The sequence below is a fragment of the Afipia birgiae 34632 genome (assembly GCF_000308295.2).
Classification (GTDB): domain Bacteria; phylum Pseudomonadota; class Alphaproteobacteria; order Rhizobiales; family Xanthobacteraceae; genus Afipia; species Afipia birgiae.
The window spans coordinates 793,909-819,667 of sequence record NZ_HG326652.1 but is presented as its reverse complement, the minus strand read 5'-3'; the positions used below and the strand labels follow the sequence as shown (position 1 = coordinate 819,667).

At 61.1% G+C, this 25,759-nt stretch carries 27 protein-coding genes; 6 read left to right on the top strand and 21 right to left on the bottom strand.

The window, feature by feature from the left end; all coding sequences use genetic code 11:
• Positions 1 to 68: 68 nt before the first annotated feature.
• The 7 genes from BN32_RS03965 to BN32_RS03935 all read right to left on the bottom strand — a co-directional run bounded on the left by BN32_RS03965 (position 69) and on the right by BN32_RS03935 (position 6,492).
• Positions 69 to 740 carry a TetR/AcrR family transcriptional regulator gene (locus BN32_RS03965; protein ID WP_019196810.1) on the bottom strand — a complete coding sequence of 224 codons (672 nt, stop codon included), beginning with the start codon at positions 738 to 740 and terminating at the stop codon, positions 69 to 71.
• A 47-nt stretch (positions 741 to 787) separates the two neighbouring features.
• Positions 788 to 1,396: a riboflavin synthase gene (locus BN32_RS03960; protein WP_019196809.1), complete on the bottom strand. Its 609-nt coding sequence runs from the start codon at positions 1,394 to 1,396 to the stop codon at positions 788 to 790.
• Between the two features lie 59 nt (positions 1,397 to 1,455).
• Complete coding sequence (gene ribD / locus BN32_RS03955) at positions 1,456 to 2,559, bottom strand: bifunctional diaminohydroxyphosphoribosylaminopyrimidine deaminase/5-amino-6-(5-phosphoribosylamino)uracil reductase RibD (protein ID WP_019196808.1); 1,104 nt, start codon at positions 2,557 to 2,559, stop codon at positions 1,456 to 1,458.
• Between the two features lie 56 nt (positions 2,560 to 2,615).
• Positions 2,616 to 3,101 (bottom strand): transcriptional regulator NrdR, encoded by a 486-nt coding sequence (nrdR, locus tag BN32_RS03950; RefSeq protein ID WP_019196807.1) that lies wholly within the window; start codon positions 3,099 to 3,101, stop codon positions 2,616 to 2,618.
• A gap of 11 nt (positions 3,102 to 3,112) precedes the next feature.
• Positions 3,113 to 4,414, bottom strand: coding sequence for a serine hydroxymethyltransferase (gene glyA / locus BN32_RS03945; protein WP_019196806.1), 1,302 nt, complete (start codon positions 4,412 to 4,414; stop codon positions 3,113 to 3,115).
• A gap of 770 nt (positions 4,415 to 5,184) precedes the next feature.
• On the bottom strand, positions 5,185 to 5,697 hold the full coding sequence (gene ldtR, locus BN32_RS03940) for a transcriptional regulator LdtR (protein WP_019196804.1): 513 nt from the start codon (positions 5,695 to 5,697) through the stop codon (positions 5,185 to 5,187).
• 297 nt (positions 5,698 to 5,994) lie between these two features.
• Positions 5,995 to 6,492, bottom strand: coding sequence for a DUF6163 family protein (locus BN32_RS03935; protein WP_019196803.1), 498 nt, complete (start codon positions 6,490 to 6,492; stop codon positions 5,995 to 5,997).
• Between the two features lie 111 nt (positions 6,493 to 6,603).
• Here BN32_RS03935 and hemB point away from each other — a divergent pair, with 111 nt between their 5' ends.
• The 3 genes from hemB to BN32_RS03920 all read left to right on the top strand — a co-directional run bounded on the left by hemB (position 6,604) and on the right by BN32_RS03920 (position 9,429).
• Entirely contained in the window at positions 6,604 to 7,662 is a 1,059-nt protein-coding gene (hemB, locus tag BN32_RS03930) for a porphobilinogen synthase (protein ID WP_019196802.1), read from the top strand.
• Between the two features lie 256 nt (positions 7,663 to 7,918).
• The gene (locus BN32_RS03925) at positions 7,919 to 8,482 is read left to right on the top strand and encodes an RDD family protein (RefSeq protein WP_019196801.1); all 564 of its coding nucleotides are present in this window, start codon (positions 7,919 to 7,921) and stop codon (positions 8,480 to 8,482) included.
• Positions 8,483 to 8,652: 170 nt separating this feature from the next.
• Entirely contained in the window at positions 8,653 to 9,429 is a 777-nt protein-coding gene (locus BN32_RS03920; RefSeq protein WP_040425944.1) for an arginyltransferase, read from the top strand.
• A 69-nt stretch (positions 9,430 to 9,498) separates the two neighbouring features.
• On the opposite strand, the gene BN32_RS03915 is transcribed toward BN32_RS03920, so the two are convergent.
• On the bottom strand, positions 9,499 to 10,128 hold the full coding sequence (locus BN32_RS03915) for an FMN-dependent NADH-azoreductase (protein ID WP_019196799.1): 630 nt from the start codon (positions 10,126 to 10,128) through the stop codon (positions 9,499 to 9,501).
• Positions 10,129 to 10,229: 101 nt separating this feature from the next.
• On the opposite strand from BN32_RS03915, the gene BN32_RS03910 reads away from it, so the two are divergent.
• The gene (locus BN32_RS03910; protein ID WP_040425942.1) at positions 10,230 to 10,628 is read left to right on the top strand and encodes a winged helix-turn-helix transcriptional regulator; all 399 of its coding nucleotides are present in this window, start codon (positions 10,230 to 10,232) and stop codon (positions 10,626 to 10,628) included.
• A gap of 6 nt (positions 10,629 to 10,634) precedes the next feature.
• Here the strand turns inward: BN32_RS03910 and BN32_RS03905 are convergent, their stop codons facing one another.
• The 12 genes from BN32_RS03905 to rpoZ form a co-directional block, all read right to left on the bottom strand.
• Positions 10,635 to 12,005, bottom strand: coding sequence for an Nramp family divalent metal transporter (locus tag BN32_RS03905; protein WP_019196797.1), 1,371 nt, complete (start codon positions 12,003 to 12,005; stop codon positions 10,635 to 10,637).
• A gap of 56 nt (positions 12,006 to 12,061) precedes the next feature.
• The gene (gene tsaA / locus BN32_RS03900; RefSeq protein WP_019196796.1) at positions 12,062 to 12,556 is read right to left on the bottom strand and encodes a tRNA (N6-threonylcarbamoyladenosine(37)-N6)-methyltransferase TrmO; all 495 of its coding nucleotides are present in this window, start codon (positions 12,554 to 12,556) and stop codon (positions 12,062 to 12,064) included.
• A 137-nt stretch (positions 12,557 to 12,693) separates the two neighbouring features.
• A complete protein-coding gene (gene parC, locus BN32_RS03895) occupies positions 12,694 to 14,946 on the bottom strand; it encodes a DNA topoisomerase IV subunit A (protein ID WP_040425423.1) in 2,253 nt (750 codons plus the stop codon).
• A 540-nt stretch (positions 14,947 to 15,486) separates the two neighbouring features.
• A complete protein-coding gene (gene recO, locus BN32_RS03885) occupies positions 15,487 to 16,236 on the bottom strand; it encodes a DNA repair protein RecO (protein ID WP_019196793.1) in 750 nt (249 codons plus the stop codon).
• Positions 16,237 to 16,294: 58 nt separating this feature from the next.
• The gene (locus BN32_RS03880) at positions 16,295 to 16,696 is read right to left on the bottom strand and encodes a hypothetical protein (RefSeq protein WP_019196792.1); all 402 of its coding nucleotides are present in this window, start codon (positions 16,694 to 16,696) and stop codon (positions 16,295 to 16,297) included.
• Positions 16,693 to 17,619: a GTPase Era gene (gene era, locus BN32_RS03875; protein WP_019196791.1), complete on the bottom strand. Its 927-nt coding sequence runs from the start codon at positions 17,617 to 17,619 to the stop codon at positions 16,693 to 16,695. Before era ends, BN32_RS03880 begins: the two co-directional genes overlap by 4 nt.
• Positions 17,612 to 18,415, bottom strand: coding sequence for a ribonuclease III (gene rnc / locus BN32_RS03870; protein WP_019196790.1), 804 nt, complete (start codon positions 18,413 to 18,415; stop codon positions 17,612 to 17,614). Before rnc ends, era begins: the two co-directional genes overlap by 8 nt.
• The gene (lepB, locus tag BN32_RS03865) at positions 18,412 to 19,170 is read right to left on the bottom strand and encodes a signal peptidase I (protein WP_040425940.1); all 759 of its coding nucleotides are present in this window, start codon (positions 19,168 to 19,170) and stop codon (positions 18,412 to 18,414) included. The genes rnc and lepB overlap by 4 nt, the downstream gene beginning before the upstream one ends.
• Positions 19,171 to 19,376: 206 nt before the next feature.
• Entirely contained in the window at positions 19,377 to 19,796 is a 420-nt protein-coding gene (acpS, locus tag BN32_RS03860) for a holo-ACP synthase (RefSeq protein WP_019196788.1), read from the bottom strand.
• Positions 19,793 to 20,566 (bottom strand): pyridoxine 5'-phosphate synthase, encoded by a 774-nt coding sequence (locus tag BN32_RS03855; RefSeq protein ID WP_019196787.1) that lies wholly within the window; start codon positions 20,564 to 20,566, stop codon positions 19,793 to 19,795. Before BN32_RS03855 ends, acpS begins: the two co-directional genes overlap by 4 nt.
• Before the next feature lie 23 nt (positions 20,567 to 20,589).
• On the bottom strand, positions 20,590 to 22,869 hold the full coding sequence (locus BN32_RS03850) for a RelA/SpoT family protein (RefSeq protein ID WP_040425421.1): 2,280 nt from the start codon (positions 22,867 to 22,869) through the stop codon (positions 20,590 to 20,592).
• Between the two features lie 184 nt (positions 22,870 to 23,053).
• Positions 23,054 to 23,446, bottom strand: coding sequence for a DNA-directed RNA polymerase subunit omega (rpoZ, locus tag BN32_RS03845; RefSeq protein ID WP_006020886.1), 393 nt, complete (start codon positions 23,444 to 23,446; stop codon positions 23,054 to 23,056).
• A gap of 344 nt (positions 23,447 to 23,790) precedes the next feature.
• On the opposite strand from rpoZ, the gene BN32_RS03840 reads away from it, so the two are divergent.
• Together BN32_RS03840 and BN32_RS03835 are read left to right on the top strand one after the other, a co-directional pair.
• Positions 23,791 to 24,432 carry a LabA-like NYN domain-containing protein gene (locus BN32_RS03840; protein ID WP_019196784.1) on the top strand — a complete coding sequence of 214 codons (642 nt, stop codon included), beginning with the start codon at positions 23,791 to 23,793 and terminating at the stop codon, positions 24,430 to 24,432.
• Positions 24,413 to 25,120, top strand: a complete 708-nt coding sequence (locus BN32_RS03835) for a uracil-DNA glycosylase (protein WP_019196783.1) — start codon at positions 24,413 to 24,415, stop codon at positions 25,118 to 25,120. The genes BN32_RS03840 and BN32_RS03835 overlap by 20 nt, the downstream gene beginning before the upstream one ends.
• Here BN32_RS03835 and BN32_RS03830 read toward each other — a convergent pair.
• A complete protein-coding gene (locus tag BN32_RS03830) occupies positions 25,117 to 25,692 on the bottom strand; it encodes a peroxiredoxin (RefSeq protein ID WP_019196782.1) in 576 nt (191 codons plus the stop codon). The genes BN32_RS03835 and BN32_RS03830 overlap by 4 nt on opposite strands.
• Positions 25,693 to 25,759 lie beyond the last annotated feature (67 nt).

Here is a 25,759-nt window from a genome sequence, read left to right as displayed (position 1 = left end):
GTCTCAGTCGATCACGCGGAGCGTGTCCCCGATTTTGGGCGGCAAGCTATTTAATTAATTTAACAGCGTCAAGTTTTGCGGGAAACGGTACGCCCATTCGCAGCAATCCTGACAGGCTTTTTCAAGTTGCCTTCCGGGACGCCGGACATCCCCGCGCCGCTCGCGATGAGACGCATCGAGGCAAGATGCAATGCATCCCTCTCGCGGACCGTGCGTAACAGGCCGCTCATGTGCATCATGACGATACCATGCGCAGCGGAGAAAAATGCCTCGGCCAATGTTTTCACGTCACCCTCGATATGTCCGGCATCCACAAGTGCCTGCACGTAGGTGGTCATGGTGGCGCGGAAACGCGTCATCGTCGCCGAAAACTGCGGCGCAATCGCCTCCTCAAGATTCTCCGTAAAGAAAATCAGCCGATAGGTGTCGGGATGTTTCAGCGCAAAATCCAGAAAGGCCTGCCCGACGGCACGCGCGTTCTTGCGCGCATCCCTTGCCGGGTCGAACGCCGCCTCAAGGTGGCCGCAGAAGCGATCGAGGGCCGCCGCCCGCATCGCCACAAGAATTTCGTCCTTGTTGGCGAAATAGCGATAGGCCGCCGTCTGACTATAGCCGAGCGCTTGCGCGATCTGGCGCATCGAAACGCCCGCGACGCCGTGCATAGCAAAGAGCTTCTCGGCCGCGCGAAGCAGCCGCTCCCGGAAGACCTCGACCTGGTGATCGGTGAGTTGCTTACGCATGCCAATCCCGTCGCTCTGCCCTGCCGGCCCGCGCCATCAGGCGCCTTCTATTTCATTTCGATCAATCGCGCGGCGTAACGTGCCATCAAATCGATTTCGAGATTGACTTCCGATCCCACGCGCCAGTCGCTCAGCGTCGTGACGTGTAGCGTGTGCGGAATGATGAGAACGGAAAATACATCGTCAACGGCGGTATTGACCGTCAGCGAAGCGCCATCGAGCACCACCGATCCCTTCGCCGCAATGAATTTTGCAAGATCGCGCGGCGCATGCAACTCGAACCTCGCCATGTCCGGCAGGTCATCGCGCGTGATAATCGTCGCAATGCCATCGACATGCCCGGCAACGATGTGTCCGCCGATTTCGTCGCCGATCTTGAGCGCGCGCTCGAGGTTGAGGCGCGTCCCCTTGCCCCAGCCCTTTGCCGTTGTCAGCCGCAGTGTTTCAGCAGCCGCATCGACGTCGAACCATGTCCTGTCCTGGTCCATACCGGACTGCACCACTGTCAGGCACACGCCGTTGCAGGCGATCGACGCACCGTCCGCGATGGTCGCCTGATCGTAGCGGCATGCGATGCGCAGCCGGTGCAACTGTCCTTGCGCCGTCGGCGTGACGCTGGTGATTTCGCCAAGGTCCGTGATGATGCCGGTGAACATCTAGGTCTCTTCTTAATTGATCATGATCTAATCGGAAAACCGGTTCCCACCTTTCCGGATCATGATCGTTCATAGATCGTGAGTGTGTCTTTATCCAAGGCCTCGGTAGCACGCGCGCGCCAGCGAGGCGACTGGGTGATGACCGACAGCGGCTGCGTATCGAGCGCCGAAATACCGTCCATGCCGATGTCACTCGGCCCTCGCAGCAGCCAGACCTCGTCGACCAAGCCCGCGCTCAGGAACGACGACGCCACCCGTGCGCCACCTTCGACCATCAGCCGCGTGATGCCGCGCTCGGCTAGCGCGCTTAAAGCGGATGTGAGATCGAGGCCCGGCGTGGGTGCGTTCGCCACGGGCACGCGGATGACCTGCGCACCCGCTGCGCCCAGCTTCATTGCCGCTGGGGCTTCAGACAGATCGGACGTCATCGCCCAGAGCGGCGTCTGCCGCGCGGAATGAACCAGCTTGCTGGCGCCCGGCAGCCGCAGCGCACGATCCAGCACCACGCGCACCGGCGATTGTGCTTCCAACCCCGGCAGACGCACCGTGAGCAGCGGATCGTCGGCGAGCACCGTGCCAATGCCGACCAGGATCGCGTCGCTCTGTGCGCGCAGCAGATGCACCCGCGCCTTCGCCGCCTCGCCGGTAATTGCAACCGGCTGGTGACCCGCAGCCGCGATCTTGTCGTCGGCGGATACGGCCAACTTCAAAATAACGAACGGGCGTTTCTCGCTGACGCGCAGGAAGTGCCCGGCATGATCGCGCGCGGCTTCGTCCTTGCAAAGGCCGACGTCAACGACAATGCCTGCCGCGCGCAGCCGCGCGTGTCCCTGCCCGCCAACTTCTGGATTTGGATCTTCAACAGCGGAGACGACCCGCGCGATACCCGCAGCGATGATCGCATCCGCGCATGGCGGCGATTTCCCGAAATGCGAACACGGCTCCAGCGTGACGTAGAGCGTCGCGCCACGCGTCGCCTCGCCCGCTCGTTTCAAAGCCTCGGGCTCGGCATGAGGCCGCCCGCCGGGCTGGGTCCAGCCGCGCCCGGCAATAACACCATCCTTGACGATGACCGCGCCCACCGCCGGATTCGGCCACGTACGGCCCTGCCCGCGCCGGCCGAGCGCCAGCGCAAGCTGCATGTAACGAAAATCTTCAGCCATTGAGTCCCGCACAGCTGTCAAGCTAGCGGATTAGCGAATGCTGCGCCGTGAAAAAATCACTTGCGCACCACTGCCGGCCGCGGCGGTTCGTCCTCGCCCGACAATTCACCAAGCACAGCCTCGAAGTCCTTGGCCTCGCGGAAGTTACGATAGACCGAGGCGAAGCGGACATAGGCCACATCGTCGAGCTGACGCAAATGCTCCATCACGGTCTCGCCGATGACCTCCGAGGAAATCTCCGCCTCGCCGCCGCTTTCAAGCTCGCGCACGATGGCCGAGACCATCTTCTCGACGCGCTCGGGATCGACCGGACGCTTGCGGAGGCTGATCTGGAGCGAGCGCACCAGCTTGTCGCGGTCGAACGGAACGCGACGGCTGTTGCGCTTGATGACGGTGAGTTCGCGAAGCTGCACCCGCTCGAAGGTAGTGAAGCGGAAATTGCACGCCATGCAGACGCGCCGCCGCCGAATCACGGCCGAATCTTCCGTCGGCCGTGAATCTTTCACCTGCGTATCGAGACTGTTGCAGCTTGGGCAGCGCATTCAGCGTCCCCTTAACTGTAGATCGGGAAACGGCTGGTGAGTTCCTTCACCTTCTCCTTCACCGACGCCTCAACCAGAGGCGCTGAGCCTTCGCCCGACTGAGCGACGGCGTTGAGCACTTCCGAGATCAGCGCACCGACCTGCTTGAATTCAGCGACGCCGAAGCCGCGTGTGGTCGCAGCCGGCGTACCAAGACGCAGACCCGAGGTCACGAACGGCTTCTCAGGGTCGAACGGAATACCGTTCTTGTTGCAGGTGAGACCGGCGCGGACCAGCGCCTTCTCGGACACATTGCCCTTGAGCCCCTTCGGTCGCAGGTCGACCAGCATCAGGTGATTGTCGGTGCCGCCCGAGACAATTTCGAATCCGTTGGAGCGCAGCGTTTCAGCCAGCGCCTTGGCGTTCTCGACCACGTTCTTGGCGTAGATCTTGAAGTCCGGCTGCAGCGCTTCCTTGAACGCGACAGCCTTCGCGGCGATCACGTGCATCAGCGGGCCGCCTTGCAGGCCGGGGAAGATCGCAGAGTTTATTTTCTTGGCGATGGCTTCGTCGTTGCTGAGGATCAAACCGCCGCGCGGACCGCGCAGCGACTTGTGCGTCGTGGTCGTGGTGACATGGGCGTGCGGCACCGGCGACGCATGGACACCGCCCGCAACGAGGCCGGCGAAATGTGCCATGTCCACCATCAAGTAGGCGCCGATGCTGTCGGCGATCTCACGGAAGCGCTTGAAGTCCCACGCACGCGAATAGGCAGAGCCGCCGGCGATGATCAACTTCGGCTTGATCTCCTCCGCCTGCTTCGCCACCGCGTCCATATCGATGATCTGGTCTTCGCGGCGCACAGTGTAGTGCGCTGGCTTGAACCACTTGCCGGACATATTGACCGGCGCGCCATGAGTGAGATGTCCGCCAGCTGCGAGGTCTAGGCCCATGAAGGTGTCGCCCGGCTGCAAGAGCGCGAGGAAGACGGCCTGATTCATCTGGCTGCCGGAGTTCGGCTGCACGTTGGCGAAATTCGCACCGAACAATTTCTTGGCGCGCTCGATGGCGAGGTTCTCGGCGACATCGACGAATTCACAACCGCCGTAATAGCGTGCGCCCGGATAGCCTTCCGCATACTTATTGGTCATCACCGAGCCCTGCGCCTCGAGAACGGCGCGGCTGACGATGTTCTCCGACGCGATCAGCTCGATCTCGTGCTGCTGGCGACCGAGCTCACCCTTGATCGCGTTCGCGATCTCAGGATCGGCCTGCGCAAGCGAAGCCGTGAAAAACGAGTCGGGAGCGGAAGCAGTCTTGGCAGATGAACTCATTGCGGAATATCTCCACCGCCGCAGCCTTCAGGCGGCTACGGGCGGCTATTGAGGGTCTCAAGGGCGGCAGCCGCGAGATACCATATCTGGCGGGGGTGGCCAAGTTCCAAGCCCGTGGGCCGCTATTTATGCCGGGCAGCCCTGTTCCAAGCCGCCCCCGTGGGCGGTGTGCCAACCGTTATAGTGCCAAGTCGCTCTGGGAGCGCTGTTTGTGCTGCTTCCGCCCCCGCCCGGGGGCCGCAAGGCGCCTTTTTGCCCACATTCCCGGGCTGGAACCTTCCGGGTTGGGCAAATAAAATTCGCACCGGGAGGCACGATCCGGAAAACGGAGACGGTGTGCGAAGAAAACCGCCCAAACGGGCGACGCGCCTACAGCCGCGCGCAAAGGAACATCACGTTCAGCGAGCACGCAGCCAGCAGAACGAGCATCAGTGCGACCTGCAGCCGGTCGCCGGCAAATTTGAGAATCGGCCTCATGATTTGAGGATGATGGAAAGAGTCCGCGCAAGAGTCTCGGACGATATTTTTGGCTTTGGCGCCTCCGGATTCAGGACTCGTTTACGAGTCGATTCTCTGGAGCCTGAACGCGAAAAGGCGCCCGAAGGCGCCTAGTCGCATATCCCACACCAGGGGAAACTCGTGCGGAATTCTTCCGCGTGCATCTTCGCGCACTTCGGTAAAGCCGGAGGGCACCGGCGTAAACTGTGAAAGGTAAGTGCAGGCCGCCGGTCTTTTTAAGTTAGCCGACTGACCCGAAATTTGTGAAAGGCTCAGAGCCGATACAGGATCTGGTCGGTCCAGAAGCGCTCGAGGCGATGCAGCGACTTGTTCAGCGTCGCGAACTCGGCGTTCGAGATCCCGCCCACCTGCTCGACCGTCTTGACGTGCTTCTGATACAGCGCGTCGACGATGTGGCGGATTTCCTGGCCCTGTGCGGTCAGACGAATCCGGACCGATCGGCGATCAACGCGCGAGCGCTGATGATCGAGGAAGCCCATCTCGACAAGCTTCTTCAGATTGTACGAGACGTTGGAGCCGAGGTAGTAGCCGCGCGTACGCAGCTCGCCGGCGGTCAATTCCTTGTCGCCGATGTTATAGAGCAGCAGAGCCTGCACCGAATTGATATCGGCGCGGCCGCGACGATCGAATTCATCCTTGATGACGTCGAGCAGACGACGATGCAGACGTTCGACCAGCGTAAGAGCTTCGAGATAAAGCGGCTGCACGGGTGCAGCGGCGTTGTCGCGAGCAGGTTCAACTGCCGTAGCGGCGGCTTTGATCATGACACTTCCCCTGTTGTCGTTTTTACGACTTATTCGACGAAACTTTTGTCTCGCCTGATAGGTGCAAACTAAGGGAGGCGTTTGAAGATCAGCTTAAATAACAGCATAAAGAGATGGTTTATTTGAAACGGTGAATCGTATGTTACATCGATAAAATAAGGGCTTTTTGTTAGTTTTGATTCACCCAAACAGCCCGATGTTCACGCTTCGTCACAAGCGCTGTCGCATTCCAGCACACGTTCGTTCAAATTTGAAAGACTTCGTAAAACATCAAGGCGAGCGGCAGCCGGCGGCGTACTACGGCGGCCGTTCCCGCGCCGAAAACCACGCCAGGACAAGGTAGGCCGCGAGCAGGATCAGGGAGACGAGAACCGCAAACAGGTTGCCACCGTAGATCGCGGGAAACATCAACTCGATCACTGCGGTTGAAACGATCGTCGTCAACCACACCACCGCGCCCCATGGCGTGGCAAGCCACAGTCCCACCGCCGCGACCAGTTCGATCACCGCAAAATAGACCGTAGCGGTTTGCCACTGCGTGGTCTGCGCCTCGAATGCACTCTCCTCGCCGCCGACGAAGCCGGTGATCTGCGCCCAATGATAGAGTCCCTTGATCATCGACAGCACGGCCATGACGCGCAGGAACAACACAAGCCGGGTGGTCCAGGTGCTTTCGCCCGTTTCCGCGTCTGGCGATGTCATTGGCGTGACCAGATTGACCTGATCGCGCGGCATGTCGTCGTTCGCGCCTCGGGTCATGCGCGCCGCCATCGATTGCCGGGTGTCCTTGTTCATGCCGCCTGTTTGACGCCTAACACCGGCAAAATCAATCGCCTCCGTGCGGTGACGGACGGGCCCGCAGATGCTACATGTGGCGACATCTGTTTGCGCGGGAGTGGTAACAAGATGGCGATCAAGTTTGGGCGGCCGATTGAATTGCGGGATGGTCCGCGGGACGCGGCCACTGCCGCCCCTTCCCTCGATCTGACCACCCGCATGCGCCGCAACCGCAAGTCCGAATGGGCGCGGCGGCTGGTGCGCGAGAATGTGCTCACTACCGACGATCTGATCTGGCCGCTGTTCGTGGTCGACGGGAACAATCTGCGTGCGCCGATCGCCTCGATGCCCGGTGTCGACCGCCTCAGCGTCGATCAGTGCGTCCGCGATGCCGAGCGCGCGATGAAACTCGACATTCCGTGCATCGCACTGTTTCCCTACACCGAGCCGTCGCTGCGCGACGAAACCGGTTCCGAAGCGCTGAACGTCAACAATCTGGTCTGCCAGTCAGTGCGCGCGATCAAGAAGGAATTCCCCGACCTCGGCGTCCTCTGCGATGTGGCGCTCGATCCGTTCACCAGCCACGGTCACGACGGGCTGTTGCAGGACGGCAAAATCCTGAACGACGAAACGGTTGCGATCCTCGTCCGCCAGGCACTTGTGCAGGCCGAAGCCGGCTGCGACATCATCGCCCCAAGCGACATGATGGACGGCCGCGTCGCCGCGATCCGCGACGGCCTTGATCGCGCCGGGTTCGGCGACGTACAGATCATGGCCTATGCCGCGAAGTATGCTTCCGCATTCTACGGCCCGTTCCGAGACGCTATCGGCTCGGCGAAAACGCTCACCGGCGACAAGCGCACCTATCAGATGGATTCGGCCAATTCAGATGAAGCGCTGCGCGAGGTCGAACTCGATATCGCCGAAGGCGCCGACATGGTGATGGTCAAGCCCGGCATGCCCTATCTCGATATCGTACGGCGCGTAAAAGACACCTTCGCGATGCCGACCTTCGCCTATCAGGTGTCCGGCGAATACGCGATGATCGCAGGGGCTGCCAATAACGGCTGGATCGACGGCGAGCGTGCGATGATGGAAAGCCTGGTCGCATTCAAGCGCGCGGGTGCCGACGGCGTGCTGACCTACTTCGCGCCTGCGGCGGCGGAAAAGCTCAAGGCCGGTAGATAAGAATAGGAACAGCCACCGTCATCCTGAGGTGCGAGCCGCGCTTGCGGCGAGCCTCGAAGGATGAACGGACGTAAGGCCTCGCAGCCCTTCGAGGCGCGCAAGTGCGCGCACCTCGGGGTGACGGCGCCTCGAAAAGTCCGGAACCAAGCCAGATAACTTTTTCTCCATATGAGCCTAAGCCGTCTTGCGCACGCAATCCGGCGGGGCCATGTGCGCAGCGAGCGGCCCGGGCATACGGCCGCTGAGGAGGGTTTCCATGTCTGACACGAGAAACACCGGCGGCTCGACATCAGGTGCGACCTGGCGGAACAATCCATCAGCCAGCGCGAGCGCGCAGCAGGCCTACGATCCGTGGTTGCAGCCCGAACTGTTTCGCGGCGTACTGACCAAGCGGTTCTTCGCGTTTCTGATTGACCTCGTGATCCTGTCGATCCCGATCATCCTCGCCGTCATCTTTGTCACCCTGTTCGGCATTGTCACGCTGGGACTGGGCTGGTTCCTGTTCTGGCTGATCTCGCCGTTCTCGGTGATCTGGGCACTGCTCTATTACGGCATGTCGCTCGGCGGCCCGAACGGTGCCACCGTGGGCATGCGCATGATGGACATCGAGATGCGGACATGGACCGGCGAACGGCCCTACTTCATCCTCGGCGCGGTTCACGCCGTTCTCTACTGGGTGTCGGTTTCGTTCCTGACCCCGCTGGTGCTGCTGGTCGGCCTGTTCAATGGTCGCCGCCGGCTGCTGCATGACGTCGTGCTGGGCACGGTGTTCATCAACAGCAATGTTCAGGCTTCGGTGGTCCAGACCACGCGCGTCTAACCGATTCAGCCCGGGCAGATCACATCAGTGGGGTCTGTCCGGGTGCTGTACAGTTTGCCGCTTGATCTCGGGGTTATTCTAGCGGCAGCGCAGTCAAATTCGTTGACCCATGACCTCCGTGGCGCGATGCTGTGAAAGGAATCGCGCAGACCGGAGACAAACGGCCACACGTGACACAACATTCGCGCAATACGCCGCAATTTTATCTGACGGCGCCCTCGCCCTGCCCCTACCTGGAGGGCAAGCAGGAGCGCAAGGTTTTCACGCATCTGGTCGGCGACAAGGCCGGCGAGTTGAACGATCTCCTCACCCATGGCGGCTTCCGCCGCAGCCAGTCCATCGCCTACCGTCCTGCCTGCGATCAGTGCCGCGCCTGCGTGTCGGTACGCGTCATCGCCAACGAATTCCGGCCCTCGCGCAACTTCCGCAAGATCCAGGCGCGCAATGCCGACATCGTCAGCGAATTGCGCACGGCGGTGCCGACATCCGAACAGTATTCGGTGTTCCGCGCTTATCTCGATGCCCGTCATCGCGACGGCGGGATGGCGGATATGACCGTGCTCGATTACGCGATGATGGTTGAGGACAGCCACGTCTCGACCCGCATCATCGAGTATCGCCGCCGCACCGCCGACAGCGGCATCACCGGCAAGGGCGGCGACCTGATCGCCGTGGCATTGACCGACATTCTCAGTGACGGATTGTCGATGGTCTACTCGTTCTTCGAGCCCGGTGAGGAAAGCCGCTCGATGGGGACGTTCATGATCCTCGACCACATCGCCCGCGCTCGGCGGCTTGGCCTGCCTTACGTCTATCTTGGCTACTGGATCGATGGCTCGCGCAAGATGGACTACAAGGCCCGCTTCCTGCCGCAGCAGCGGCTGGCGCCCAGCGGCTGGCTGCGCGTCGACGCCACCGGATCGATGGCGCCCGAGCCGCAGGACTAACGCACTTTCACATCTCCCGAAGCTAACATCGCCACGCCGGGCACAGCGCCGGGCATGGCGATAGTTCATCTACGCTGCTTGCTGACCGGATGCGGCCTGCAATGCATTCGCCGCCCGCAACGCTCCCGCAACGGCCTTTTCACGCTGCTCGGGGCCGATCTGGATTCCATCAGCTGCGATGATCTCAAGGTTCGTGATGCCGATGAAGCCGAACACCCAGCGCAGATAGGTTTCGAGGTGTTCGCCCGCCGCTGCCGGCGTGTCCGCGCCGTAGAAGCCGCCGCGCGAGATGGCCACGATCACCCGCTTGTTGCCCGCGAGGCCCTCAACGCCCTTCTCCGAGTACTTGAAGGTCTTTCCCGCAACGAGAATACGATCGATCCAGGCCTTGAGCTGGCTCGGAATGGTGAAGTTGTACATAGGCGCTCCGATGACAACGATGTCGGCGGCAAGGAAGTCATCCAGCGCAGCGGCGCTGGCAGCGATGTCCTCGCGCACAGCCGGCGTTTCCGGCGTCGCACCGTGGGCGGCGGCGAGATGTTCTCCGGTGAGATGCGCCAGCGGCGTCGCGCTGATGTCGCGATAGATGACGTCCAGATTGGGTGTGGTCTTGCGCGGGCGCTCGACGGCCGCGGCCGAGAGTTGCCGGGAGACGGAATTGCCGCCGAGGATGCTGGCGTCGATATAGAGCAGTTTCATAGGTTCACCTTTAGCTCTAGTATCAGATTGACACCTGGACACTAATGGTGACCATTGATAAACCGCACAAGAAGGCACATTTTCTGAACCCGAGCACAGCCGTGACACCCGAGCACACCGATGTAACCGCCGCACCCGACCAGCATCTGCCAGGCAATTGCTTGGCGGTGGGGTCCATTTTGTCGCGCATCGGCGACAAATGGAGTGTGCTGATCATCATGCTGCTCAGCGACGGTCCGCGCCGCTTCAATGAGATCAAGCGCATGGTGGGCGGCATCTCGCAGCGGATGCTGACGCTGACGCTCAGGGGGCTGGAGCGCGATGGCCTGGTCACCCGGACGATCTATCCAACCATTCCGCCGCGCGTGGATTACGAACTCACAGAGCTTGGCCACTCGCTCAAGGAGCCCGTGCAGCATCTCGGCTCATGGGCGTTCGCACATCTGGCGAAGATCCAAACCGCGCGCGAACACTTCGACAAAAGGGCCGGCGGCCAGTAAGCGCAATCAGCCCGTCACGAAATCGACCAGCAACTTTACGTTGAGCGTCACGACAATCCCTGCGATCAGCACGGCCATCGCGGTGAGCCAGCGCGGCGCGACGAATTCGCCCATCTTGGCCTTGCTCGCGGTGAACATCACCAGCGGAATGATCGCGAACGGCAACTGCAAACTCAGGATCACCTGACTGAAAATCAGAAGCTGCGCGGTCCCCTTTTCGCCGGCATAGATCGTCACCAGCGCCGCCGGAACGATCGCCACCATGCGCGTGGTCAGCCGCCGCAGCCACGGCGCAAGGCGGATGTTGATGAAACCTTCCATCACAATCTGGCCCGACAGCGTTGCTGTCACGGTCGAACTCAGGCCGCAACACAACAGTGCAATCGCAAACAGCGTCGGCGCCAGCGTCGATCCCAGCAGCGGCGCCAGAAACGAGTGCACCTGCTCCAGTTCGGCGACATCGGTCTTGCCCGCCTTGTAGAAGGTCGATGCCGCCAGAATGAGGATCGACGCATTGATCAGCAGCGCAAGGCAAAGCGCGATCGTGGAATCGATGGTCGCAAGCTTGATCGCCTCCTTCTTCTCCGGAACGGAATCGCCATAGTTGCGCGTCTGCACCAGGCCCGAGTGCAGATACAGATTGTGGGGCATCACCGTCGCGCCGAGAATACCGAGCGCGAGATAAAGCATGTCGCGGTTGGCGACAATTTGCGTGGTCGGCGCGAAGCCCCGGATCACTTCGCCCCAGTTCGGATCGGCCATCGCGATCTGAATTGCGAAACATGCGGAAATGATTCCAAGCATGCCGACGATGAAGGCTTCGATCCATCGGAAACCGACGGCCTGCAGCGCGAGAATTAGAAACACGTCGAGAGCCGTGACGATGACGCCGATCTCGAGCGGAATACCGAACAGCAGATTGAGCCCGATGGCGGTGCCAATGATTTCCGCGAGATCCGTCGCCGCGATGGCGATTTCGGCCAGCAGCCATAGCGGCCATGCCAAGGCTTTTGGAAACGCATCGCGGCAAGCTTGCGCAAGATCCCGGCCCGATCCGACACCAAGCCGCGCGCACAGCGCCTGCAGAATGATCGCCATGATGTTGGAAATCAGCGCGACTGCGAGCAGTGCGTAACCGAACTTGGAACCGCCCGCGAGCGACGTCGCCCAGTTGCCGGGGTCCATGTAGCCCGTGGCGACCAGATAGCCCGGGCCCATGAAGGCTGCGAGCTTGCGCCAGAACGAGCCGGTCTTGGCGACCCGGATCGAGGCGAACATGCCGGAGAGCGAAGGTTCGCCGCGCGGCTTCCGCCACCCGCCCGGCACAGGCGGGATGGCAGCCTGATCAGGCGGCAATGACGGAGAACGTGCGTCCATATTGGCAATATGCACAGCATTGGCGCCAGTTGCAAGTGAGTTGCAACAGCAGATGCCTACGCGCCAGTCTCAAAATCCCCGGGCTGCGGCGGCGCGATCGGCGTGAACTGGCAGCTGTCCGGCTTGAGATCAACCAGCGGCGTGCCGTCGAGGCAATCAAGGCCGCGCACCAGAACGGTGTTGCCTTCGATGCCGACGAGCTTGGCGACCGACGTGCCGAGCGGATTGGGCCGCACCGGCGACCTCAGCGCGAACGTGCCATGTGTCTGGGAGTCATTAGCGGGGCTTTGATGGACGAGATCGCGGCGCGACTCGTGCAGCCAGTAGATCACCTCGACCTGCGTAAACCGGTCGAGCCCTTTCAGGGCAGGCACCCAAGGATCGAAAATCTCGATCCTGCAGATCGGCCCATCGTGACGGCCCTGTCGCGGCGTCATCAGCCGGTCGGTCCACGGCGTGCGGATGCGGCCAATGAAAACGAGGCCCGCATCGGTCGGTGACGGCGGATCGACGGCCACCTCGCCTTCGCGGATTTCATTGTAGCGGACCATGAGCCTCCTTGAAATATCCCGGTCATTCCGGGGCGCGAGCACCGCGAGCGAACCCGGAATCTCGACTTGAGGGGGCACTTTGTCAAACCAGATCGAGATTCCGGATCAGACCGCTTTACGGTCTGTCCGGAATGACACTATTCGATCACCTTGCCGAACTTGTTCGACTTCGGGAAACCGTGCGCCAGGCGGCCTGCATCCGCGCGATTGCCGCGCCAATCGGCGAGTTCTTTCCAGGTCGAACTCTGGTCGCGGCCTGCCGAATCCTTCCAGGTCATGCCGTCCTTCGCAGTGAACGTCATCACGTCCGACAGCTTGCCGCCGCTGTATTTCTGCAAGCGAACGCCACGGCCGCGCGCCATCTCGGGCACCTGCTCGAGCGGAAAGATCACCATCTTGTGGTTGCTGCCGATCACAGCGACGGTGTCGCCGCTTACGGTCGCGATCGCCACGGCCTCGTTCGGCGCGGTGACATTGAGAACCTGCTTGCCCTTGCGGGTGTTGGCGACGCAATCGTCTTCGTTGACAACAAAGCCCTGCCCGTCGCCGCTGGCGACGAGGAATTTGCGGCCACCCTTCTGCACGAACATCGAAACGATGTTGGCATCACCTTCCATGTCGATGGTCATGCGGATCGGATCGCCGTGGCCACGGCCGCCGGGCAGCTTCTGCGCGTCGAGCGTGTAGAAGCGTCCGTTGCTGGCGAACAGCGTCAGCTTGGAGGTGCTCTCGGCAAAGAACGAGAAGCCCATGCTGTCATCGGTCTTGAAGACGAGGTTCGACAGATCCTCGACATGCCCCTTCAGCGTGCGCACCCAACCCTTGTCGGACACAACCACGGTGATCGGTTCCCGCTCGATCAGAGCCTCTTCGATAGCGGCCAGATCGTGTTCCGGCGCATCGGCGAACTGCGTACGCCGTTTGCCGAGCGGTGTCTTGGAACCGAAGATGTCGCGCACCTTCTTGACCTGCTCGCCGACCTTCTTCCACTGTTCTTCTTCAGACGCGAGAACAGCCTTAATGCCTTTCAGCTCGTTGCGAAGATCCTTATCCTCGCCTCGAATTTCCATTTCCTCAAGCTTACGCAAATTACGCAGCCGCATGTTGAGGATGGAGTCGGCCTGCAAGTCGGTCAGCTTGAAGGTCTTGATCAGCACCGGCTTCGGCTCATCCTCGGTGCGGATGATCTTGATGACCTTGTCGAGGTTGAGATAGGCGATCAGATAGCCACCGAGCACCTCGAGGCGGTGCTCGATCTGGCTCTTTCGGTAATTCGCCCGGCGGACGAGCACATCACGCAGATGGTCGAGCCATTCGCGCAGGCACTCGGCAAGGCCCAGCACCTTCGGCACCCGGCCCTTGACCAGCACATTGAGGTTCAGCGAAATCTTGCTTTCAAGCTCGGTCTGCTTGAACAGCGTTTCCATTAATACTTCGGGATCGACATTGCGCGACTTCGGCTCGATGACGATGCGCACATCTTCTGCCGACTCGTCGCGGATATCGCCGACCAACAACAGCTTCTTCTCGTTAAGCAGTTCGGCGATGCGCTCGATCAAACGCGACTTCTGCACCAGCCACGGAATTTCCGTGACGACGATGTTCCAAGTGCCGCGCGCGCCCTCCTCCTGAGTCCACTTCGCGCGCACGCGGAATGAACCACGCCCGGTTGCATAGGCCTCGGCAATGCTCTCGTGGGAGTCCACCACGATCCCGCCGGTCGGAAAGTCCGGACCCTTCACATATTTCAGCAGACCGCGCGACTTGGTGGCGGGCTTGTCGATCAGATGCAGCGCCGCGTCGCAAAGCTCCGCCGCGTTGTGCGGCGGGATCGAGGTCGCCATACCGACGGCGATGCCCTGAGAGCCATTCGCCAGCAAATTCGGGAATGCACCGGGGAGAACGATCGGCTCCTTCGACTGACCGTCGTAATTGGCGCGGAATTCAACCGCGTCCTCGTCGATGCCTTCCAGCAGAAGCCGCCCGACTTCCGTCATACGCGCTTCGGTATAGCGGTAGGCAGCAGGGTTATCGCCGTCGATGTTGCCGAAGTTGCCCTGCCCGTCCACCAGCGGATAACGCGAGGAGAAGTCCTGCGCGAGGCGCACCAGCGCATCGTAGATCGACTGGTCGCCATGCGGATGGAACGAACCCATCACGTCGCCGACGATCTTGGCGGATTTCTTGAACGGTGTGCCGGGGTCAAGCCGCAGCAACCGCATACCGTACAGGATGCGGCGATGAACCGGCTTCAGGCCGTCGCGCGCATCCGGTAGAGCGCGGTGCATGATGGTCGAGAGCGCATAGGCGAGATAGCGCTCCTCGAGCGCCTCGCGGAGTGCGACCTCCTGAATGTCCATCGGCTCCGGTGGAATCAGTCTTTTACCCATGGAGAGGGGTTAACTCCGCTGCGCGCGATGAACAATAGATGAATTAGACGGTCACTTGCGGTTCGCAATCCCCCTGCCACATTGCGGGGCTCCGCCCGTCGGCGTCATGGATCATCCTTCGATTCATGCCACCGGCCCAGGCCGGGTACAGTACCCGACGGCGAGGTGCCGGAGGGCTTCAATGAAGGAAATGCAATGCGTCGTTTGATTTTCGCAGCCGCGGCACTGACGCACTGACCGGAGCCGTGTCGTTGAGTGGTACCCGCGCCGAAGCCATGCCTTCCGGGCGTGGTGACAGGGGCGACCCAGCAGACCGAGCAGGTCCGCCTCGTCTGCTCCATGAGGCGTTCCGGCCACCGGATGGTTCGCGTCTGCCGCGACGTACGCCCGAGCTACCACCGGCCGCATCGGCATTATGCCCCCCGCCATCGTCACGGCCATGGCCACGGCCACGGCCATGGTCACTGCCATTGATTTGAAGTCTACCGGTCTTCAGACCACCAGTTCAGGAAACAGGCCGGACATTGCCCGGCCTGTTTTTTATTCCGCAGCCACTGTCGCGCGTGGCCGTATGACTGCATTGATAAAGCCCTCCCGCGCATCAGAGTGGCCCTGCCCGCGCGGCTCCAGCACGTTGCGCAGCAGGAACAGCCCGGTCAGCCGGAAGCCATCCTCAATGTCCTGCCCGGACCAGCCGTTGGTGCCGTCATCACTTTCCCGCAGGAACGGCGGCAACCGCAACAGCCGGTCGCGCCATGGCTCACCCGCCTGCCGCGAGACCGCAGCACCCGACTTCGGCGAGACGTAAATCAGGTCGTTCATCGCTCCGCTCGCGGCGCAGGATGACAGATCGAGGCCGAAGCCAAGCTCGGTCAGCATTGCGAGTTCGAATTTTACCAGCTGGACGCCCGCCGCAGCGACGTCATCGAAATCATCGAGAATGGATTCCAGCATTTCATAGATGTCTTCGTGGGGATCTCGCTCGGGCAACAGCCGCACCAGCGACCCCAGATGCGTCACGCCATAAACCGCATGCGAGGATCCAAACATCGTGGCGGCGCGCAGCCGAACGCCTTCAAGCGCGTAGTATCCAAGATGCTCGTCGAGACGCGCACGCCAGACCGCACTCACGGTATTTCCGGGCTGCAGCAGCGGACGCATTCGCGAGCCGGCGCCGCCGCGCACCAGCCCGAGATGGCGGCCATGGCTGCGCGTCAGCAGTTCAACGATGGCGCTGGATTCGCCATGCCGCCGCACGCCCAGAACGATGCCCTCGTCGATCCATTCCATGGCCGGAGCTTACAGGATTCTGCGCACATTCGCAGCGAAGTCGCCCACGAAAGTGCGATCAGTCCGGTTGCCGGAACCAGTCCTGAGCATCACCGGTAAATGAGAAATACAGGCCAAAAGCAGTCAGGGCCGTCGAGATCACGTCCACAAAAGTGCTGAACTGCATGCCGGTTTCACCCACCGTGGTGACGATGGAGGCCACAGATAACATCAGCGCCACTGCCAGGATCATCCGCGCCCAATTCTTGCGCCGGTGCGCCGCAAGCCAGACCAGCTGGACAAATCCCAGCGTCATCATGACGGCGATGAAATTGACGGCCAGTTTCGTCGACTCTGTGACGTCATCTGGGATGCGGTCCAGAAACGCCGCCGACAGCACGTCAATGAGCAGCGACACATACAGCAGCACCTGGAAGTAGAAGATATTCTTGGGAACGCTGGCGCCGGGATCGTTGATCATTCCTTGGGAAACTCCAGACCCATCTCGCGGTAACGCTCCGGATCGTCGCCCCAGCCGTCCCTGACCTTCACAAACAGGAAGAGATGCACCGGCTGGCCGACGATCTCCGCGATCTCCTTGCGCGAATCCGCGCCGATGGCCTTGATCGTCGCCCCGCCCTTGCCGAGCACGATCTTGCGCTGGCTATCGCGCTCCACATAGATCGTCTGCTCAATCCGTACCGACTTGTCCTTTCGGTCGGTCCATGAGTCGGTTTCGACCGTGGACTGATACGGCAATTCCTGATGCAGATGGCGGTAAATTTTCTCGCGCGTGATTTCCGCCGCGAGGTGCCGCAGCGGCGCATCCGACATCTGATCTTCGGGATAATGGAACGGACCTGCAGGCACGTCCTTGGCCAACGCGCGACGCAGGTCGTCGACGCCGTCGCCCGAGAGCGCCGCGACCATGAAGGTCTGGGTGAATTCCAGCCGCTCGTTGGCCTTCTGGGCCAGCACCAGCAGTTTCTCGCGCGGCACCAGATCGATCTTGTTCAACACCAGAATTTTCGGGTGATTGACGGATGAAAGCTTGCTCAGGATCGCATCAGCCTCGTCGTCAATGCCGGCACGGGCATCGAGCAGCACACAGACGAGATCGGCGTCGTGCGCCCCGCTCCACGCGGTCGACACCATGGCGCGGTCAAGCCGCCGCTTGGGCGCGAAGATGCCCGGTGTATCGACGAGAATGATCTGCGCGTTGTCCTCGATCACAATGCCACGGATCAGCGCGCGAGTCGTCTGCACCTTCTTCGAAACGATGGTGACCTTCGAGCCGACCAGCGCATTGACCAGTGTGGACTTGCCGACGTTCGGCGCACCGATCAGCGCGACGAAGCCGCAGCGCGTTTCGCGGGTTGAATTCTCTTGCAGTTCGTCAGGCATCATTGCCGCCCGTTACGCCTTCCCGCTTCAGCAGCGCCGTGGCTGCGAGCTTTTCAGCGGCGCGCTTGCTGCCGCCGACACCTTCCGCCGGGGTTAGTCCCGGCAACTCGACCGCGACGCGAAACTGCGGATCATGATGCGGACCGGTGCGCTCGACCTCGCGATAAACCGGCGTCGGCAATCCTTTGCCTTGCGCCCATTCCTGCAAAATCGTCTTCGGATCGCGCAGCGGGCGCACCGGCTTGCGCATGCGCTCGGTCCAGTTGCGCTCGACGAATTGCGACGCCGCCGCATAGCCACCGTCCAAAAATACCGCGCCGATCACCGCTTCGCAGATGTCGCCCAGCACTGAATTGCGCAACCGCGCACCGGCGCCCGCGCCCACCGATCCGAGCTTGATAGCCTCGTCCAGTCCGAGCGACTTGGCGACATCGGCGCAGGCCTCGCGGCGCACCAGATCGGCGAGGCGCTTCGACAATTCGCCCTCGTCAGCTTTCGGAAACGCCCGGTAAAGCATATCCGAAACGATCAGCCCCAGCACGTGATCGCCGAGAAACTCCAGCCGCTGATAGCTGTCGGCGCGGCGAGCGGATTTCAATGCCGAGACATGAGTGAAAGCCGTCGCCAGCAGCGCGGGATCAGCAAACGTATGGCCGATGCGTTGTTCGATGATCTTGGCCGCCGCCTTGGCACTCGGGCGGCGAGTCTTCTTTGCAGGCTTGACCTCTGCGACGCCAGCATCCGCGGCGTCGTCCGTAGTCGCAGGAGTTTTGACGATTGCGGGTTCGCCGCTCATCGCACAATAGAGAAAATGCGGTTCCAGCGCACCGAGACCGGCCAGCGCCAGAACTGCCAGGCCTGTTCGCCTTCGGCAATGGAGAAGAAGATCATCTGCGCGCGGCCGATCAGATTTTCGGATGGCACATAACCCACCGCGGACAGGACACGGCTGTCGGTGGAGTTGTCGCGGTTGTCGCCCATCATGAAGAAATGACCGGGCGGTACGGTGTAGACGTTGGTGTTGTCGTAGAAGCCGTTATCGACGCAATCGAGCGACTTGTAGCTCACGCCGTTCGGCAGCGTTTCCTTCCACTGCTTGACCCGCGCCGTCGCGTCAGACCCGCAAGGATCTTCGCCGACGAAATCCGGCAGCCGTTCGCGGTGCACCGGCTTGTCGTTGATGTAGAGCAGCCCCTCCTTCATCTGGATGCGGTCGCCGGGCAGCCCGATGACGCGCTTGATGTAGTCGGTGGTGTCGTCCTTCGGCAGACGGAACACGACGATGTCGCCGCGCTCGGGATCGGAGCCAAAGATGCGGCCGGTGAACAGCCGCGGCGACAGCGGGATCGAATAGTGGCTGTAGCCGTACGAGTATTTCGATACGAACAGGTAGTCGCCGACCAGCAGCGTCGCCTTCATCGATCCGGAGGGAATGTTGAAGGGTTGAAACAGGAAGGTGCGGATCACCAGCGCGATAATGAGCGCGTGAATGACGACGCGGACGGTCTCGCCGACGCCGCCTTCGGATTTGGCCGGTGTTGTCACACTCATCTGCTCTTTCGAATCCTGGTTTTTCATGCCTCGGAAAGGGACCCTTTATGCCCAACAGAGGCGAAGACGCCGCCCAAATCACCCGCGCGGGTTTTAGACCGTTGTCGCAGGGGGTGCAATCAACGGGTCCATGAAAACTTGCTAATCGTCTGACAGTTCAGTGAATTTTAGATTTTCAGGCAGTCCGGAACCGGCATTTACGCCTGTCAGACCTTGGCGGAAGGTACCGCCGAAATAATGACGAAGGCCTGAGCCAACGGCCAGTCATCGGTAATGGTGAGGTCGATCCGCGCCTCATGGCCCGGCGGGGTCAGGGATTCCAGCCGCGCTAGCGCGCCGCCGGTCAGTTTCATGGTCGGGCGTCCACCCGGCATGTTGACCACCCCCATGTCCCGCCACCACACCCCGCGCCGGATACCGGTGCCGAGGGCCTTCGAGCAGGCTTCCTTGGCAGCGAATCGCTTGGCGTAGGTCGCCCAGATCAGTTTGGGCATCTTCGAGCGGCGCTCGGCCTTGGCCCGCTCCGCCTCGGTGAAAATGCGATCGATAAACCGGTCGCCATGACGCCCGATCACCTTTTCGATCCGTGTGATGTCGATAATATCCGACCCGATGCCGATAATCATGACCTGACGTGACCCCGAAGCGACTTCCGGCCACGGTCCATCGCCGCGCGCATATCGCGAATGGTCTGGGCCAGTCCGACGAACATCGCCTCGCCCATCATGAAATGTCCGATGTTGAGTTCGACAATCTGCGGCAGCGCCGAAATGGTTTCCGCCGTCACGTAATCGAGACCGTGTCCGGCATGAACTTCAAGCCCCGCAGACTGCGCAAGCTTGGCACCGGTGACAATTCGCTGCCATTCGGCTTCGGCCTTTTGGTTTTGTCCCTCAGCCACGGCATCGCACCACGCGCCGACGTGAATTTCGATGACCGGCGATTTTAGTTTGGCCGCCATCTCGATCTGGGCGGGATCGGCGGCGATAAACAGCGAGACGCGGATTTCAGCGTCGTTCAGCCGCGCAATGAAAGGGCCGAGTGCGTCGCGCTGTCCGACGACGTCCAGCCCGCCCTCCGTGGTGACCTCGGTACGCCGCTCCGGCACGAGACAGGCCGCATGCGGCTTTGTCGCGAGCGCGATTTGCAGCATTTCGGCGGTCGCGGCCATTTCAAAATTCAGCGGCTTGGAGATTTGAGCTTTCAGCCGCGCCATATCATCGTCGCGAATATGACGGCGATCTTCACGCAGATGCGCGGTAATGCCGTCGGCGCCGGCTTCGATAGCCAGCAGCGCCGCGCGCACCGGGTCCGGTGCACGCCCTCCGCGCGCGTTGCGCAAGGTTGCAACGTGATCGACATTGACCCCGAGACGCAGCGACGGAATGGCTGACATGGACAATCCAGAAAACGATGAGATTAGCCGTTGATGCGATCGACGCTGGCGACGACCGCCTTGGCGCGAAGCTGAGCGATAATACCGTTCAAATGCTTCAGGTCATAGACCTCAAGATCGATGGTGAGCTCTGTGAAATCGGGAGATCGGCGGCTCATGCTGATGTTGTCAATGTTGCCGTCATGCTCCGCGATCACCGATGCGACCTGAGCGAGGCTGCCCGGCTCGTTCACATTATGCACAAGCAAACGTGCCGGAAAACGCCGCGGCGTGGCTTCGTCCGTGTCCCAGCGGACATCTAGCCAGCGCTCCGGCTCTTCCTCGAAATCCTTCAGCGCCGGCGACTGGATCGGATAGATCGTGATGCCCTCGCCCGGCGTGACAATACCGACAATGCGGTCGCCAGGCACGGCGCCGCCATTCGGCGCGAACTTCACCGGCAGATCGCTGTTGATACCGCGGATCGGAATCGCGCTCGACGCCTTGGCATCGCTTGCGGGTTTCGGATTCGCAGCACTGCTCTTCTTGCCGCTGAGCCTCGCCTCTTCCTTGTAGTCGGGGTACATTGCACGCGCGACGTCTGACGCCTTCATCTCGCCGCGACCAACCGCCGCCATCACGTCATCGATCGAAGCGCGCGCCAGACGCGGCAACGCACCCTTGAGCTTGTCGTCGGCATAGACAATCTTCGCACGCATGAACAAACGCTCGACGATGCGACGCCCAAGTCCCGCATACTGATCGCGAACGGCCGTGCGGGTGGCACGGCGGATGGCCGCCCGCGCCTTGCCGGTGACAGCAAGGGATTCCCACGCGGTCGGCGGCGCTGATTGTGCCTGCGAGGTCAAGACCTCGACTTCGTCGCCGTTCTGCAATTCGGACGACAGCGGCGCGAACTTGCCGTTGATCTTGCAGCCGACGGCGCTGTTGCCGACGTCAGTATGCACGGCATAAGCGAAGTCGATTACGTTAGCATGGCGTGGCAGCGCAATCAGCTTGCCCTTCGGCGTGAAGCAGAACACCTGATCGTGGAACAGCTCCATCTTGGTGTGTTCGAGGAATTCCTCCGGATTGGCGCTCTCCGAAAGTACTTCCACAGTGTGCCGCAGCCATGCGAACGCGTTGGATTCGCGTTCGAGACGTTCGGTCGGCGATCCGACGCCGTCCTTGTAGAACGCATGCGCGGCGATACCGTATTCGTTGACGCGGTCCATCTCCTCGGTGCGGATCTGCAGTTCGACACGCTGCTTGCCCGGACCGATCACGGTGGTGTGGATCGAGCGATAGTCGTTCTGCTTCGGCGTCGAGATGTAATCCTTGAAGCGCCCCGGCACCACCGGCCACGTCGTATGGACGATGCCAACGGTCCGGTAGACCTCTGCAATGCTGTTGACGATAATGCGAAAACCGAAGATGTCGGACAACTGCTCGAAGCCGACGGACTTGCGCTCCATTTTCATCCAGATCGAGAATGGCTGCTTGCGGCGGCCTCTCACCTGCGCGTTGACCCCGTTCTTGGCGAGCTTGGCGGAGAGCTGGGCTTCGATCTCCCCGATCAGATTGCGATCACGCGCTTCGAGCGCGTCCAGCCGCTGCACGACTACGGCGTGGGCATCCGGATCGATCACCTTGAATGACAGATCCTCAAGCTCTTCGCGCATTTCCTGCATACCCATGCGGCCGGCGAGCGGCGCATAGATGTCGAGAGTTTCTTCCGCGATCCGGTGACGCGAGGCTGGAGGCACGAATTCCAGCGTCCGCATGTTGTGCAGCCGGTCGGCGAGCTTGACGAGCAGAACGCGCACGTCGTCGGCGATCGCGAGCAAAAGCTTGCGCAGGTTTTCGGCCTGCTTGGCTTCGCGCGACACCAGTTCGAGCCGCTTGAGCTTGGTCAGCCCCTCCACCAGCGCGCCGATCTCCGGGCCGAACATCTGGTCGATCTCGGCGCGGGTCGATTCGGTATCCTCGATGGTGTCGTGAAGCAGCGCCGCGACGATGGTCGCGTCGTCCAGCTTCAGATTGGTGAGGATCGCCGCGACCTCGAGGGGGTGAGAAAAGTACGGATCGCCCGAGGCGCGCTTCTGCTCCCCATGGGCCATCATGGCGTAGACATAGGCCCGGTTGAGCAAATCCTCGTCGGTGTTCGGATTATAGGCCCGAACCCGGTCCACCAGATCGTATTGGCGCATTATCTTGCCCCGGACCGGCTTTTTGGCCAGCGCGGCCGGGGGCACAGACGAAACCGCTGCGACCGCCTCGGTCGCCGCCTGCATTTGGGGCTGGTTTCGCCGCCCGATCGCCATCCGCTTGCTCGCCTCGAACTGCCGATTCCGAAAAAGGAACCGTCATTCACAATATCGCCGGTTCGCCAACAATCGCAAGGAAGACCCTAAAAATGTCAATAAATGCAAAGGCCCGGGCGATCTGCCCGGGCCTTTGGGGAAAACCAGCGCTGAGCGCCGGAAAGTCGCTCCGAAAGCGACGACCTTACTCGTCTTCCTCGGGCTGCTCCTCGGGCGGAGCAAGGCCTTCCAGGCCCTTCAAAAGCTCTTCTTCCGTCATGCGCTCAACGGCGACCTCGGTGTCATCCGCATCGACAGAGGCCCCGGCGGAGCCGATCAGCGGCACCGTATCGGGTTCCGGTTCGTCCACTTCGACGAATTTCTGCAGGGAATGAACGAGTTCCTCGCGCAAATCCTCTGGAGAAATGGTCGTATCGGCAATTTCGCGTAGCGAAACGACTGGATTCTTGTCATTATCGCGGTCGATGGTCAGGGGCGACCCTGAAGAAATCATCCGCGCACGGTGCGCGGCCAGCAGAACGAGGTCGAACCGGTTGTCGACCTTATCGATACAATCTTCAACAGTGACGCGCGCCATCGGCTGTCGCTCCGGGTCTGGGTCAGAAAATATGTCGCTATGCGCGCTAGGTATAGCGACCCGGGCCTTTCCGCAAGCATCAATTTCGAAAAGGCGCATAAAACGCCCGTTTCGGATGACCGCCGCGGAAGCATGGCTGAGGGGCAATTAGTCCCATGGACAAGAATTCGCTTCATTGCTTCATCAGAAATGCTTCGCGGTGCGACGCCACCACCGCAAACAATATTTCTGACCTTTATCTTCTCTAAACCCTCTGGCGAATAACAACTGAAATTTAATGGGAATGCGCGGTGATGGATACGCGCCAAGAATACATACGATAACAACGATGCGAGTAAAAACTGATGCCTTCTGCCACGAACAAGATCGCGCTGTTTATTGACGGTGCAAACCTATACGCAACAGCAAAGACGCTTGGTTTCGACATAGATTATAAAAGGCTGCTGCTTGAATTTCAGAGTCGTGGCACTCTGGTCCGCGCCTTCTACTACACCGCAATCATCGAAGATCAGGAATACTCATCGATCCGTCCGTTGATCGATTGGCTCGATTACAACGGCTATACCGTCGTGACCAAGGCGACGAAGGAGTTCATCGACGCGTCCGGACGCCGCAAGGTAAAAGGCAACATGGACATCGAACTTGCCGTCGACGCCATGGAGCTGGCCGAGAACATCGACCAGATGGTGCTGTTCTCGGGCGACGGCGATTTCCGCTCGCTGGTCGAGGCCGTGCAGCGCCGCGGTGTCCGCGTCACGGTGGTTTCTACCATCTCGAGCCAGCCTCCAATGATTGCCGACGAATTGCGCCGCCAGGCGGATGTCTTTACAGATCTGGTCCAGCTACAATCCAAGCTTGGCCGCGATCCGAGCGAGCGACCTGCTCCTCGTGAACCGCGCGAACCTCGTCAGCACACGCCGCAATTCCTGCAGCGGACGACGACCAGCTCAATGGCTCCAAGGGGCGATGACGAATTCGACGATTGAGGACAAGACCAAGGAGAGCCGGCGCAGCGGTGCCGGCCCTTCCTCTTCTGTTTCAGGGCAGTCGAACGAACCCGGTCCGGATTGCCCTCTCTGCCCCCGCCTGAAGAACTATCGGGATGCTAATCGCGCGCAGCATCCGCATTGGTTCAATGCACCTGTCTACTCCTTTGGACCGATCGACGCGCAGCTTGTGATCGTAGGGCTCGCGCCCGGTCTTCAGGGGGCCAACCGCACGGGGCGACCCTTTACCGGGGATTTTGCCGGTGATCTTCTCTACGGGACACTCGTCGAATTCGGCTTTGCGCAAGGTTCATACGAGGCTCGCCCGGACGACGGCCTGATGCTGATCGATTGCCGCATCACCAATGCCGTGCGCTGTGTGCCACCGCAGAACAAACCCCTGCCCGCTGAAATCAAGACCTGCCGCACATTCTTCAATGCAACGCTGGACGAGATGCCGCGCCTGCGCGCAATCGTCATGCTGGGCCGTGTGGCGCACGATTCAACACTGAAGACACTCGGCATCCGCGCACCGGATGCGCCGTTCGCCCATGGCGCGGAATTCCAGGCCGGGGCCGTACGGCTGTTCGATAGCTATCACTGCTCACGCTACAACACGAACACTCGCCGCTTGACGCCCGAGATGTTCAGGGCGGTATTTACCAGCGTGCGGAAATATATCGGCTAGCGCGGGTTGGCCTGCAGCCACGCCAGGACATCGCCTGCGTTCCGGTCCGGCGGAAACACCGGATAAAACACGTGCGTGATCGCCGCGTCATCGACGATCAGCGCCAGCCGCTTGATCAGTGTCAGCCCGGCGACATCCATGGATGGCAGCTTGAGCGCACGTGTCAAAGCGAGTTCGCTGTCCGACAGAACCTGAAACGGCACATGCAGCCGCTCGACCATGTCGCGCTGATAGGCGCTGTCCTGCGTCGAAATCCCGAACACGTGCTGCGCGCCGGAGTCCTTCAGATCCTTGAACAGATCGCGAAAGGAACAGGTCTGCGGCGTGCAGCCCCGTGCGCCGGGGATCATGTCCCAGTCATCGACAAGCCCGATCTTGCCGGGCTCGCCCGTGCGCGGATAGGCGAACAGCACCACCCGCCCCGGCAGCGACGCCAGCATGACCGACGCGCCGTCGGTCGCTTGCAATGCGACAGGTGGAATCTTCATGCCAATCAGATGTTTCGCTGCGCCGTCGTCGACCGGTGCCGGGATCTTGCTCCAGTCCACATCCATCAGGTTCGGCTGGTTCATCGCGTTATCTCTTATATTCTGGAGGTTTTTAGAGGATGACGTTGTCCGAAAACCGCTTCGCACTTTT

What these genes read in the sequence shown, in the direction of transcription:
- BN32_RS03855 (WP_019196787.1), bottom strand. Translation starts at nt 20,566, where the DNA reads ATGTCAGCCATTCCGTCGCTGCGTCTCGGGGTCAATGTCGATCACGTT.
- BN32_RS03915 (WP_019196799.1), bottom strand. Translation starts at nt 10,128, where the DNA reads ATGAAACTGCTCTATATCGACGCCAGCATCCTCGGCGGCAATTCCGTC.
- BN32_RS03925 (WP_019196801.1), top strand. Translation starts at nt 7,919, where the DNA reads ATGTCTGACACGAGAAACACCGGCGGCTCGACATCAGGTGCGACCTGG.
- glyA (WP_019196806.1), bottom strand. Translation starts at nt 4,414, where the DNA reads ATGAGTTCATCTGCCAAGACTGCTTCCGCTCCCGACTCGTTTTTCACG.
- BN32_RS03840 (WP_019196784.1), top strand. Translation starts at nt 23,791, where the DNA reads ATGCCTTCTGCCACGAACAAGATCGCGCTGTTTATTGACGGTGCAAAC.
- BN32_RS03965 (WP_019196810.1), bottom strand. Translation starts at nt 740, where the DNA reads ATGCGTAAGCAACTCACCGATCACCAGGTCGAGGTCTTCCGGGAGCGG.
- BN32_RS03880 (WP_019196792.1), bottom strand. Translation starts at nt 16,696, where the DNA reads ATGATCAACGATCCCGGCGCCAGCGTTCCCAAGAATATCTTCTACTTC.
- nrdR (WP_019196807.1), bottom strand. Translation starts at nt 3,101, where the DNA reads ATGCGCTGCCCAAGCTGCAACAGTCTCGATACGCAGGTGAAAGATTCA.
- BN32_RS03905 (WP_019196797.1), bottom strand. Translation starts at nt 12,005, where the DNA reads ATGGACGCACGTTCTCCGTCATTGCCGCCTGATCAGGCTGCCATCCCG.
- parC (WP_040425423.1), bottom strand. Translation starts at nt 14,946, where the DNA reads ATGGGTAAAAGACTGATTCCACCGGAGCCGATGGACATTCAGGAGGTC.
- acpS (WP_019196788.1), bottom strand. Translation starts at nt 19,796, where the DNA reads ATGATTATCGGCATCGGGTCGGATATTATCGACATCACACGGATCGAA.
- era (WP_019196791.1), bottom strand. Translation starts at nt 17,619, where the DNA reads ATGCCTGACGAACTGCAAGAGAATTCAACCCGCGAAACGCGCTGCGGC.
- BN32_RS03960 (WP_019196809.1), bottom strand. Translation starts at nt 1,396, where the DNA reads ATGTTCACCGGCATCATCACGGACCTTGGCGAAATCACCAGCGTCACG.
- ribD (WP_019196808.1), bottom strand. Translation starts at nt 2,559, where the DNA reads ATGGCTGAAGATTTTCGTTACATGCAGCTTGCGCTGGCGCTCGGCCGG.
- BN32_RS03935 (WP_019196803.1), bottom strand. Translation starts at nt 6,492, where the DNA reads ATGAACAAGGACACCCGGCAATCGATGGCGGCGCGCATGACCCGAGGC.
- BN32_RS03850 (WP_040425421.1), bottom strand. Translation starts at nt 22,869, where the DNA reads ATGGCGATCGGGCGGCGAAACCAGCCCCAAATGCAGGCGGCGACCGAG.
- lepB (WP_040425940.1), bottom strand. Translation starts at nt 19,170, where the DNA reads ATGAGTGTGACAACACCGGCCAAATCCGAAGGCGGCGTCGGCGAGACC.
- tsaA (WP_019196796.1), bottom strand. Translation starts at nt 12,556, where the DNA reads ATGGTCCGCTACAATGAAATCCGCGAAGGCGAGGTGGCCGTCGATCCG.
- BN32_RS03835 (WP_019196783.1), top strand. Translation starts at nt 24,413, where the DNA reads ATGACGAATTCGACGATTGAGGACAAGACCAAGGAGAGCCGGCGCAGC.
- recO (WP_019196793.1), bottom strand. Translation starts at nt 16,236, where the DNA reads ATGGAATGGATCGACGAGGGCATCGTTCTGGGCGTGCGGCGGCATGGC.
- BN32_RS03830 (WP_019196782.1), bottom strand. Translation starts at nt 25,692, where the DNA reads ATGAACCAGCCGAACCTGATGGATGTGGACTGGAGCAAGATCCCGGCA.
- rnc (WP_019196790.1), bottom strand. Translation starts at nt 18,415, where the DNA reads ATGAGCGGCGAACCCGCAATCGTCAAAACTCCTGCGACTACGGACGAC.
- rpoZ (WP_006020886.1), bottom strand. Translation starts at nt 23,446, where the DNA reads ATGGCGCGCGTCACTGTTGAAGATTGTATCGATAAGGTCGACAACCGG.
- ldtR (WP_019196804.1), bottom strand. Translation starts at nt 5,697, where the DNA reads ATGATCAAAGCCGCCGCTACGGCAGTTGAACCTGCTCGCGACAACGCC.
- hemB (WP_019196802.1), top strand. Translation starts at nt 6,604, where the DNA reads ATGGCGATCAAGTTTGGGCGGCCGATTGAATTGCGGGATGGTCCGCGG.